This is a genomic window from Reichenbachiella carrageenanivorans (genome assembly GCF_025639805.1).
Lineage (GTDB): Bacteria > Bacteroidota > Bacteroidia > Cytophagales > Cyclobacteriaceae > Reichenbachiella > Reichenbachiella carrageenanivorans.
In genome coordinates this window covers 4,734,242-4,745,369 of the sequence record NZ_CP106735.1, presented here as the reverse complement: position 1 = coordinate 4,745,369, position 11,128 = coordinate 4,734,242, and the positions used below count along the sequence as shown (strand labels likewise).

The following is an 11,128-nucleotide window of genomic DNA, read 5'->3' as shown; positions in this document are numbered from 1 at the left end:
TGAAATGTTATACTTAATCTACTCATACGCTCTGAAATCAAATAAAACAGCCCTTGAAAGTGAAGTATAACAGTATAACATCGGAAAGAGCAAGAGGGGTAAATACAAAAACGTCATACCTGCCTGTCCGGCAGGCAGGCTTGTACAAAAGAGTTCTAGAAGGCTATCAAGAGTGGTTGGGAATCATAGGTTATGTTGAGAGTACAGTAAAAGGACTGCCCAAGCAGCTAGAACCCTTCTTTTTTCACCTGAAAGAAAAAAAGGTTACCACATTGGAGCTAGTACCCAAAGAAGTAATCAGAAGCTACTATCAAACTCTAAAGCAGCGAAGGAGCCAAGTGACTGGAGAGCTGCTGAAAGGCTCAACACTCAATGGCCACATCCGAAACCTGAATCTGTTCAGCAACTATTTAGAAGAAACAGGACAAGGAAGTTTACAGATCGACTTGAAACTGGAGCGAGTAGAAATAGCAGAAAAGGAAGTACTGAGCCTGTATGAAATCGATCAGCTCTACAATGCTTGTGATGAAGGAATAACTGGACTAAGAGAAAGAGCGATACTGAGTCTTTACTACGGTTGTGGGTTGAGAAGTCAAGAAGGAATCAATCTGAATGTCAATGATATATTACTCGACAAACAGCTAGTTCACATCCGAAAAGCAAAGAACAATAGAGCCAGGTATGTACCATTTATGGATCAGCAAAAACAAGATTTTGAACTGTACCTGCAGCACTGCAGATCCTCGATAGCAGAAGCAGAACAAACGTCCTTCCTGATCAATAATCAGGGAAAGAGAATAAGCAGTACAGCAGTATCCAAGGTGTTTAAAGCACTTATAATTAAAACAGATAATCCAGAGTTACAAGACAAGAAAATAGGACTCCACACCTTACGGCACAGCATTGCCACTCACTTGCTACAGTCTGGAATGGGTATCGAGAACATCAGCCAGTTTTTAGGTCATCAACGGATCAGAAGTACACAAACCTATTTACACCTCACCTATGAGTTACAAGGCGTATCTACAGACTAAAATCAAGCATCCTACAGGGTTGGGAGATTACCAGCATTACCAGGATCATTTTGTGAAGTGGTTGGAAAGTGAGAACCTGACTGTAGAGACTTGTGAGTATGTAGATTTATTGAGTTACGTCAAGCTCCTAAAACAGAAAGAGCGAAGTACCCATACACTCAACAGTTACATCAGAGGTGTGAAATACTACTATGAGTATCTACAGGGCAGAAACGAGATAACCAGGAATCCAGCGAGACGACTGTATATCAAAGGCGATACTTACCAGTTGCCAAGTGACCTACTGAATAAAAAGGAACTCAATACGATCTATGTTGATTATCCAACCGAAACGATTGTCCAGAAGCGGAATAAAACCCTGCTAGGATTAGCAATCTATCAGGCCATGAGATTAGATGAACTGGAAGCGATAGAACCTGGAGACATTGACTTGCACAAAGGGACGGTTTACATCAAAAAGACAGGCAGAGCAATGAAAAGAACCCTGAAACTGGAAGCTCACCAGATCCTGCCACTGCAAGAGTACATCAAAGAAATCCTGCCACAGCTTCGGGAGAAATCACCTATCAAAAGTGAGAAACTGATCTTTAGCACAGGCAGTAATCCTGGCATAAAAGAAATGGTGTGCGACTTGAACAAGCAGCTAAGAAAACGTTACCCCAGGTACAAGAACCTCATGCACATTAGAAGCTCCGTAATCGCCCTTTGGATCGAGCAGAAGAACATAATCGAAGTGCAGTACATGGCCGGCCATAACAATATCAACAGTACAGAGCGCTACAAACGGGTAAGCATGCAAGACCTGAAAAAGTCACTGGATCAGTTCCATCCGTTGCGGTAACCTTTAACTAAGTGAAGGTCTTTTTGATTGGAGAGAAGTCGTATTAAGTTCGAATAAATTTGTTAGCCAATCACAACAGGGATGATTTTTTTTTGAAAAGGGCAAAGTGATAAATAGCAACAGTTCCTAATACCCAAATTGTGTCAGAAATAAGGTTGATAGCTATGTCTTTTAGCAGTTCCATTAATCTTAAAGATAATGGAAATTTTACAGTGTTCAATCTGTTGAAAAGTGTGCCAAATGGCACAACTTGGATGTGTGTTACAAGCAAATTACATCCAAGTGAGAGAAAATCAGTGTAGCCAGAGGGGGTGTAGGAGAAAACAGAGCGTAGCAAGTATGTAGTTTTGTGTGTACAAACCAATTGTAGTCTAAGGCCGAAATAGTAGCGGCTGGTGTCCCTAGGGGTCGCCAGACCTGCCTGCCGTCAGGCAGGGAAATGGCAGTAGAAGTCCGAATCATTTGCAGGAAAAGCGGTGTTCCTGCGGTACGCCCGTCAGACTGCAGTCCAGAAAAATGCAAATCCCCCGCCTTAAAACATGCGCAGCACACTGATCAGTTGAAAAAGAAATCCAGCTTTAGCCAAGGCACAGCAGGGAATAGGTATCAGAGTGCAGCGCATATTTAGCCCACACGCAAGGCCATTTGCATTTTCTTCCCTTTGCTGCCAGTACGTTCCTCGTCACGGGAGTTCTTTTTTTACTTTTCAATTGAAAGAAAAAAGCCTTCGGCAGATGGGAGAAAAGTAAAAACCACTCCCCATTTTGTGCGAGCCTGCAGGCTCTCTTCGGCTCCCTAACGGTCGGGTCAAAAGACCCACAGCCAGTCGGGCAAAAGCCCTTCTTCTGGCTGGCCTTCGTTCACACTCGCAGGCGGCTCGCATACCAACCCACAACCAAAGGGATCTTCCATCCCTTCAACCCAGGATCATTTTTTGAAAGGACAAAACCCGAAAATGGGAGTCCATCAAAAAGATGATTTTGCAACGGCTTTTGCCCTTCCAAAAAACGTCTACTCTTTTCTTTTTCAACTGAAAAAAATAAGGGCTAATTTAGACGGGTAAAGAAGTTCTTTATGTGATGGAAAGTTGAAGTCTGGTGCTGTGGAGTCGGGTTGATTTTGTGGAGTAAGTGGAGCAGTTCAAACAAATGGGGGGAGTGATGTTCAAGAGGCTTCTACCTTAGCGTTACCTTGGTATGTTGGAGCTGGTGCAGCTATGGAAGCAGTAGGAATAGAAGTAGCTGCTACTGTATTTAGATTCTCACCATTGGCGTTATTAACTTTAACTGGAGACACAAAGCTTGAGGACATCTCAAATCCGCTAGGAAATCCTGCTGATTGGGTCGAGCATACTGAAACTCCACATCAATTCCCTGTTCAACGGCAGCAATTACAGGAAGATCCCATGCAACCTAATTTCTTCGGGAACGGAGATAAGTGGTTGATAGGAGTAGGTGTAGCTTGGTATTCATATGATTGGTGGCGAGAAACACAAAAATCAGCTACTCCACCTCCAACACTTCCAACACAATTAGGGCCATATTATGTACCTAACCCTATTAATAGATAATTTGATTGATATGGGAAAAGTTGTTTTTTGGAGGAAAGTGGCATCAATTGCTGGGTATCTATGTATTGGGTTAATTATAATAAAGTCGTTCTTTCTTCAGGATGTTGTGATACCAATATTTGTTATCTACTTAGGAGCATTACCAATAATTGTGTATCTATTGTCTCAAGTGATGATTTTTGTTTATAAAAGGAGGAAGTGAAAAAGATAAATACCTTCGAAATTATACTAGGCGTATACTTTTTTTTAAATATCATTTTTTTTCCAATTAACAGGAATGAGTTAGATTATTTAGTGCCGGAAGAAATGAGTATTTATTCTTATTGGTTGAGCATAGGTTTGCTTGTAGGTTTTAAAGTCTGCAGATATGAAATGGCTAAGCTTCTGAAAAAGAGGTACGAAAGAGAAGCAGAAGTCAAAAAGAATTTGCCGTTGAATTGAGAGGGCAAAGACTAAATTATTCTTTTATGCGTGAGTCTTCTCCTAGGCTTGCGCATACTTCTTTAAATTTTTGAATGTCATGTTTGAATCCTAGCTCTACTGCTCTTTGCAAACCTTTACAAGCTAAAACTGAATCCTCACGAAATAGAAGGTTTAAAGCTCTGGCATAAACTACCCCTGAGGAATCAGGTTCTTGGCTTACAGCTCTATCGTAATCTGGCTGTGCTAAATCATATTTACCAATCCTGAAATAACACAGTCCTCGGTTGTAGAATAAATTTTTGTAGGTAGAGTCAATCTCAATGGCTTCAGTGAATTTATCAATGGCAGTGGAGCAGTGTTCTAGGTTTTGATCACACATGTAAGAAAGAGATAACCCAGCACCATAAAGCCCCTCAATCATTAGTGAGTCTGTCCTGATTAGTTTCTTGTATGTATTTAATGCTTTGCTATATTCTTCATTGTCAAGGTGTGATTTAGCAATATTGACAAGTTGTTCTGGTGTTTTTTTCTCGAAGCAGGAATGGAGAAGAAGTGAGCATAGTAGGCTGAGTAATAAAATTTGCTTCATCAAGAATAAGCAGCTTTAGCCTTAGCATCTCTGAGGAATGCATCCATGAGAGCAAAGAGGTGGTTTTTATCATCAGAGTTAAGAATCTCAATATCCTGTATTCTTTTAACGGTCTGTTTATCAAAAGTAGCAGCAGCAGTCTCATCAACTAAGTAATCGAGAGTCACCTCGAATATATCAGCAATCTTCTTAGCTGTCTCTACAGAAGGCATGGCCTCATTACGTTCATACTTGCCGATTGCTTCCCTGGAAGCATTGATGCTTTTGGCTAAATCAGTCTGTGAAACTCCTTTAGACTTCCTTAAATACGCTATTCTATCTCCTATTTTGGTCATGATTAAACCTTAAAATGTATGATAATACAGTAATATTCAAATATACGGTATAATAGTATGTAAAAGAAGATGATAGTTGCTTGTATGTTGGGGATCATTTTATAGATTTGTGTCTGATCATACACAAAGAAAAAAAGTAAACTTTTTTCATCATGGAAATCACCACCATCAAAAACCAACTCACTTTAGCCCAGGTACTAGATCACTACCACCTCAAACCAGACAAACAGTTGCGGTTAAACTGTCCCTTCCATGATGACAAGACACCGAGCTTGCAGGTGTATTATAAAACCCAGACTTGTTATTGCTTTAGTTCGAACTGCAGCACGGGAGGCAAGAGCATGGATGTGATAGACTTCATCATGAACAAAGAGCAGCTGAGCAAACACGAGGCAATCAAGAAAGCGGAAAGTTTAATCACTGGCACGGCCACACCTGGACAAGAGTTGAGCAGAATCGCAGTGTTAACGAAAATGTTCACTTACTTTAAGAACGGACTGTACAACTCCAAGCCTGGACAAAACTATCTAACCACTCGATCACTCAATAGAGAAAAGATTGAAGTAGGATTTAACAGTGGCCAGTTCCACCACGGGAGTAGGAAAGACCAGGCACTAATCGAGAGCTGCATAAAATACGGTCTATTGCTGGACAGAGGCCATGTAAACAATCGCACCGGAGAGAAAGCTTACAGTCCTTTTGGTAAGAGCTGTATTGTGTTTGCCTTGCGAAACCAGCAGCACCAGATAACAGGCTTGTATTTTAGGAGCACGACCAATGATAAAGACCAGAGACATTTTTATTTAAAAGACAGACAAGGCCTGTACCCAAACTACCCAAGTCCAGAAACCAAGAAACTAATCTTAACCGAAAGCATTATTGACGCAGCTACTTTGCTACAGTTGAATCTGAAAGGCTATGAAGTGTTAGCACTCTTCGGAACAAATGGCTTTACATCAGAACACACGAAGGTTATCAAGGATTTACAGGAGTTAGAGGAAATCATTTTCTTTTTAAATGGAGATGAGCCAGGTCGAAAAGCTACAGAGAAATACACAAAGGATCTGCAGCAGCTTAAACCAGAAATCAAACTCAGCACTGTAGAAGTGCCAGAAGGTGAAGACGTGAATAGTCTGGCTGTGAATCATCCTGATCAGGAAAAAGAAGTGTTGGAGCATCTGATTATGAGTCAGAGAGACTCAACGAAAGAGTCAGATCCCCCAAACCTCAGGGTTCATAACCTTGAGGCTGAACCTAAACTGAATGTAGACAATCCAGAAAGAATCATCTATAAAAATAATAGCCTCACCGGCACGGTCTGGGGTGGAATCGAGAAAGAGAACCTGAGTAGGTTAAAGATCAGCCTACACATCAAATCAGATGGCAAATCTTTCCGTGATGACGTGAATCTATACAGCCATGCAGCGGTAAAGAAGCTAATCCAGAACGTGAGCGAAACCCTCGAGATCAGCACCACGCAAACGACAGACACAATAGCCGATCTAACAGAGAAACTAGAGGCTTATAGAATGGAAGAGAGAGCAGCACAGATCAAAGCCCTCAAGCCGAAAGCCTATGAAATGACTGATCAGGAGAAACAACAAGCAGAGAAGTTTTTGCAAAGCCCTGATTTGGTCAAGAATACGCTGAACCTGATTAGTCAGAGTGGATTAATCGGAGAACAAAAGAATGGATTACTACTCTTCTTTTTGTATCTGTCCAGGTTCTTCGATGAGCCATTACATGCCATCATTTTTGGACGTTCGGGAAGTGGTAAAACCTATCTGCAGACCAAGGTCAGTGACTGCCTACCAGAAGAATCAGTACGAACAATCACCAGTTTAACAGAGAATACACTCTACTACTCCAGTCGAGATTTTTGGAAACACAAAGTCTTGATGATCGAGGATCTGGACGGAGTGTACAATGCGTTCCTGCCACTCAGAGAGTTTATGAGTAAACAGAGCATTACCAAGCTGACAACGGACAAAGACGCCAAAGGAAACAACGTCCAAAAGGTGCTAACTGTAGAAGGTCCGATCTGTGTCAGTGGTGCTACTACCAAAGAAGGCATTTATGAAGATAATGCCAATAGAAGTTATTTGCTGCACATCAATGAAGGAGCTGACCACATGGAAGAAGTCATGGACTATCAAAGAAAGCTACAGGCGGGAATGGTCAACGAAGAGAGTCAGCATATTGCCAAGCAATTACTCAAGAATACACAGCGGATCCTGCAGCCGATCAAGGTGATCAATCCTTACGCTACTCAGTTAAAAATCCCTGACAGTGTGTTCAAGAAACTCAGGACAAACATGCATTATCTACGGCTAATCGAGATCATTACCTTCTACCACCAGTGGCAACGGCCACAGCGAATTAATGGAAAGAATCAGGCATACATCGAGACAACACTAGAAGATATTAGCTGGGCTAACCGATTGGTCAAGGAAAGTCTACTGAGGAAATCAGATGAACTCAACGGCCAGTTAAGAAGCTTCTTTGAAAGGCTGAAATCTACCATCGAGAAACAAGAAGAAAAGACGTTTTACAGCAAGCAAATCAGGGAGCAGTTCAGGATGAATCCCATGAAAACGAATCGTTACCTGAGAGAGCTGGATCAGTGGGGCTACATCAAGAAAGTAGGAGGAAACAGAAAGATTGGTTTTGAATACGAAATAGCAGCTTGGGACGAATACCAACACCTACAGTCTGGTATCGATGTATTGGATCAGACACTGCAAAAACTAAGAGACCAAGAAGCAAAGAAAGAATCCAAAATCAACGGTACGCCATTAAGTGTAACACAAGTCTAACATAAGTATAACATGACTGAAATGTTATACTTAATCTACTCATACGCTCTGAAATCAAATAAAACAGCCCTTGAAAGTGAAGTATAACAGTATAACATCGGAAAGAGCAAGAGGGGTAAATACAAAAACGTCATACCTGCCTGTCCGGCAGGCAGGCTTGTACAAAAGAGTTCTAGAAGGCTATCAAGAGTGGTTGGGAATCATAGGTTATGTTGAGAGTACAGTAAAAGGACTGCCCAAGCAGCTAGAACCCTTCTTTTTTCACCTGAAAGAAAAAAAGGTTACCACATTGGAGCTAGTACCCAAAGAAGTAATCAGAAGCTACTATCAAACTCTAAAGCAGCGAAGGAGCCAAGTGACTGGAGAGCTGCTGAAAGGCTCAACACTCAATGGCCACATCCGAAACCTGAATCTGTTCAGCAACTATTTAGAAGAAACAGGACAAGGAAGTTTACAGATCGACTTGAAACTGGAGCGAGTAGAAATAGCAGAAAAGGAAGTACTGAGCCTGTATGAAATCGATCAGCTCTACAATGCTTGTGATGAAGGAATAACTGGACTAAGAGAAAGAGCGATACTGAGTCTTTACTACGGTTGTGGGTTGAGAAGTCAAGAAGGAATCAATCTGAATGTCAATGATATATTACTCGACAAACAGCTAGTTCACATCCGAAAAGCAAAGAACAATAGAGCCAGGTATGTACCATTTATGGATCAGCAAAAACAAGATTTTGAACTGTACCTGCAGCACTGCAGATCCTCGATAGCAGAAGCAGAACAAACGTCCTTCCTGATCAATAATCAGGGAAAGAGAATAAGCAGTACAGCAGTATCCAAGGTGTTTAAAGCACTTATAATTAAAACAGATAATCCAGAGTTACAAGACAAGAAAATAGGACTCCACACCTTACGGCACAGCATTGCCACTCACTTGCTACAGTCTGGAATGGGTATCGAGAACATCAGCCAGTTTTTAGGTCATCAACGGATCAGAAGTACACAAACCTATTTACACCTCACCTATGAGTTACAAGGCGTATCTACAGACTAAAATCAAGCATCCTACAGGGTTGGGAGATTACCAGCATTACCAGGATCATTTTGTGAAGTGGTTGGAAAGTGAGAACCTGACTGTAGAGACTTGTGAGTATGTAGATTTATTGAGTTACGTCAAGCTCCTAAAACAGAAAGAGCGAAGTACCCATACACTCAACAGTTACATCAGAGGTGTGAAATACTACTATGAGTATCTACAGGGCAGAAACGAGATAACCAGGAATCCAGCGAGACGACTGTATATCAAAGGCGATACTTACCAGTTGCCAAGTGACCTACTGAATAAAAAGGAACTCAATACGATCTATGTTGATTATCCAACCGAAACGATTGTCCAGAAGCGGAATAAAACCCTGCTAGGATTAGCAATCTATCAGGCCATGAGATTAGATGAACTGGAAGCGATAGAACCTGGAGACATTGACTTGCACAAAGGGACGGTTTACATCAAAAAGACAGGCAGAGCAATGAAAAGAACCCTGAAACTGGAAGCTCACCAGATCCTGCCACTGCAAGAGTACATCAAAGAAATCCTGCCACAGCTTCGGGAGAAATCACCTATCAAAAGTGAGAAACTGATCTTTAGCACAGGCAGTAATCCTGGCATAAAAGAAATGGTGTGCGACTTGAACAAGCAGCTAAGAAAACGTTACCCCAGGTACAAGAACCTCATGCACATTAGAAGCTCCGTAATCGCCCTTTGGATCGAGCAGAAGAACATAATCGAAGTGCAGTACATGGCCGGCCATAACAATATCAACAGTACAGAGCGCTACAAACGGGTAAGCATGCAAGACCTGAAAAAGTCACTGGATCAGTTCCATCCGTTGCGGTAACCTTTAACTAAGTGAAGGTCTTTTTGATTGGAGAGAAGTCGTATTAAGTTCGAATAAATTTGTTAGCCAATCACAACAGGGATGATTTTTTTTTGAAAAGGGCAAAGTGATAAATAGCAACAGTTCCTAATACCCAAATTGTGTCAGAAATAAGGTTGATAGCTATGTCTTTTAGCAGTTCCATTAATCTTAAAGATAATGGAAATTTTACAGTGTTCAATCTGTTGAAAAGTGTGCCAAATGGCACAACTTGGATGTGTGTTACAAGCAAATTACATCCAAGTGAGAGAAAATCAGTGTAGCCAGAGGGGGTGTAGGAGAAAACAGAGCGTAGCAAGTATGTAGTTTTGTGTGTACAAACCAATTGTAGTCTAAGGCCGAAATAGTAGCGGCTGGTGTCCCTAGGGGTCGCCAGACCTGCCTGCCGTCAGGCAGGGAAATGGCAGTAGAAGTCCGAATCATTTGCAGGAAAAGCGGTGTTCCTGCGGTACGCCCGTCAGACTGCAGTCCAGAAAAATGCAAATCCCCCGCCTTAAAACATGCGCAGCACACTGATCAGTTGAAAAAGAAATCCAGCTTTAGCCAAGGCACAGCAGGGAATAGGTATCAGAGTGCAGCGCATATTTAGCCCACACGCAAGGCCATTTGCATTTTCTTCCCTTTGCTGCCAGTACGTTCCTCGTCACGGGAGTTCTTTTTTTACTTTTCAATTGAAAGAAAAAAGCCTTCGGCAGATGGGAGAAAAGTAAAAACCACTCCCCATTTTGTGCGAGCCTGCAGGCTCTCTTCGGCTCCCTAACGGTCGGGTCAAAAGACCCACAGCCAGTCGGGCAAAAGCCCTTCTTCTGGCTGGCCTTCGTTCACACTCGCAGGCGGCTCGCATACCAACCCACAACCAAAGGGATCTTCCATCCCTTCAACCCAGGATCATTTTTTGAAAGGACAAAACCCGAAAATGGGAGTCCATCAAAAAGATGATTTTGCAACGGCTTTTGCCCTTCCAAAAAACGTCTACTCTTTTCTTTTTCAACTGAAAAAAATAAGGGCTAATTTAGACGGGTAAAGAAGTTCTTTATGTGATGGAAAGTTGAAGTCTGGTGCTGTGGAGTCGGGTTGATTTTGTGGAGTAAGTGGAGCAGTTCATCCATCAGGGGGGAGTGAACCTAGCACTTGGGATCTCTTCAACTACAACATGAACAGAATTACCAATGGAACATTACCTGATGCTCAGTCCTATGCGATCAACTTTGATGTTGTAGTAGCAGGTGGTGCGGATATAACCTCACATTCGAAACTCACTATGCTTTCAGGTCCTGATAGAGGGAAAAGTCGATTGCTTGCAGATGCGGGGCTTGCTGTAGGCTTGGATGTTGGAGTTTCTGTTGTTCTAACAAATTACTATTACACCGGAAATTCTAATAATCTCACCCTTAATGATTTTAATGGGTTTAGATTTTCTGGAAGTATTGGGATGTCAGCATATCTAGAACTTGGTGGCGGATTGTCAATTGCTAAAACTAAGTCAGGACATTTTATCATAGGCGTATCGAAAATTGTTGGTATGTCTCCTCCTGGACCATCGGGTAATTTTAATGTTGGGTTTACAGATTACTATAAAAAGTAGAAAA

At 41.8% G+C, this 11,128-nt stretch carries 11 protein-coding genes; 7 read left to right on the top strand and 4 right to left on the bottom strand.

What is annotated here, in order from left to right; translation table 11 throughout:
* Window positions 1-59 precede the first annotated feature (59 nt).
* Both N7E81_RS19005 and N7E81_RS19000 read left to right on the top strand, forming a co-directional pair.
* Window positions 60-1,034 carry a tyrosine-type recombinase/integrase gene (locus N7E81_RS19005; RefSeq protein WP_263051179.1) on the top strand — a complete coding sequence of 325 codons (975 nt, stop codon included), beginning with the start codon at window positions 60-62 and terminating at the stop codon, window positions 1,032-1,034.
* The gene (locus tag N7E81_RS19000) at window positions 1,006-1,875 is read left to right on the top strand and encodes a tyrosine-type recombinase/integrase (protein WP_263051178.1); all 870 of its coding nucleotides are present in this window, start codon (window positions 1,006-1,008) and stop codon (window positions 1,873-1,875) included. Before N7E81_RS19005 ends, N7E81_RS19000 begins: the two co-directional genes overlap by 29 nt.
* Before the next feature lie 261 nt (window positions 1,876-2,136).
* Here N7E81_RS19000 and N7E81_RS18995 read toward each other — a convergent pair whose 3' ends face one another.
* On the bottom strand, window positions 2,137-2,397 hold the full coding sequence (locus N7E81_RS18995; RefSeq protein ID WP_263051177.1) for a hypothetical protein: 261 nt from the start codon (window positions 2,395-2,397) through the stop codon (window positions 2,137-2,139).
* Between the two features lie 694 nt (window positions 2,398-3,091).
* Here N7E81_RS18995 and N7E81_RS18990 point away from each other — a divergent pair.
* Window positions 3,092-3,445, top strand: a complete 354-nt coding sequence (locus tag N7E81_RS18990) for a hypothetical protein (RefSeq protein ID WP_263051182.1) — start codon at window positions 3,092-3,094, stop codon at window positions 3,443-3,445.
* Window positions 3,446-3,902: 457 nt separating this feature from the next.
* On the opposite strand, the gene N7E81_RS18985 is transcribed toward N7E81_RS18990, so the two are convergent.
* On the bottom strand, window positions 3,903-4,457 hold the full coding sequence (locus N7E81_RS18985; RefSeq protein WP_263053104.1) for a tetratricopeptide repeat protein: 555 nt from the start codon (window positions 4,455-4,457) through the stop codon (window positions 3,903-3,905).
* Entirely contained in the window at window positions 4,457-4,792 is a 336-nt protein-coding gene (locus N7E81_RS18980; RefSeq protein WP_263051181.1) for a helix-turn-helix domain-containing protein, read from the bottom strand. Before N7E81_RS18980 ends, N7E81_RS18985 begins: the two co-directional genes overlap by 1 nt.
* A gap of 152 nt (window positions 4,793-4,944) precedes the next feature.
* On the opposite strand from N7E81_RS18980, the gene N7E81_RS18975 reads away from it, so the two are divergent.
* From N7E81_RS18975 to N7E81_RS18965, 3 genes are all read left to right on the top strand, one after another.
* Window positions 4,945-7,608, top strand: a complete 2,664-nt coding sequence (locus N7E81_RS18975) for a CHC2 zinc finger domain-containing protein (protein WP_263051180.1) — start codon at window positions 4,945-4,947, stop codon at window positions 7,606-7,608.
* Window positions 7,609-7,684: 76 nt separating this feature from the next.
* Entirely contained in the window at window positions 7,685-8,659 is a 975-nt protein-coding gene (locus N7E81_RS18970) for a tyrosine-type recombinase/integrase (protein WP_263051179.1), read from the top strand.
* Complete coding sequence (locus N7E81_RS18965) at window positions 8,631-9,500, top strand: tyrosine-type recombinase/integrase (protein WP_263051178.1); 870 nt, start codon at window positions 8,631-8,633, stop codon at window positions 9,498-9,500. Before N7E81_RS18970 ends, N7E81_RS18965 begins: the two co-directional genes overlap by 29 nt.
* 261 nt (window positions 9,501-9,761) lie before the next feature.
* Here N7E81_RS18965 and N7E81_RS18960 read toward each other — a convergent pair whose 3' ends face one another.
* On the bottom strand, window positions 9,762-10,022 hold the full coding sequence (locus tag N7E81_RS18960) for a hypothetical protein (protein WP_263051177.1): 261 nt from the start codon (window positions 10,020-10,022) through the stop codon (window positions 9,762-9,764).
* A gap of 670 nt (window positions 10,023-10,692) precedes the next feature.
* On the opposite strand from N7E81_RS18960, the gene N7E81_RS18955 reads away from it, so the two are divergent.
* Window positions 10,693-11,124 carry a hypothetical protein gene (locus N7E81_RS18955; RefSeq protein ID WP_263051176.1) on the top strand — a complete coding sequence of 144 codons (432 nt, stop codon included), beginning with the start codon at window positions 10,693-10,695 and terminating at the stop codon, window positions 11,122-11,124.
* Window positions 11,125-11,128: the final 4 nt, after the last annotated feature.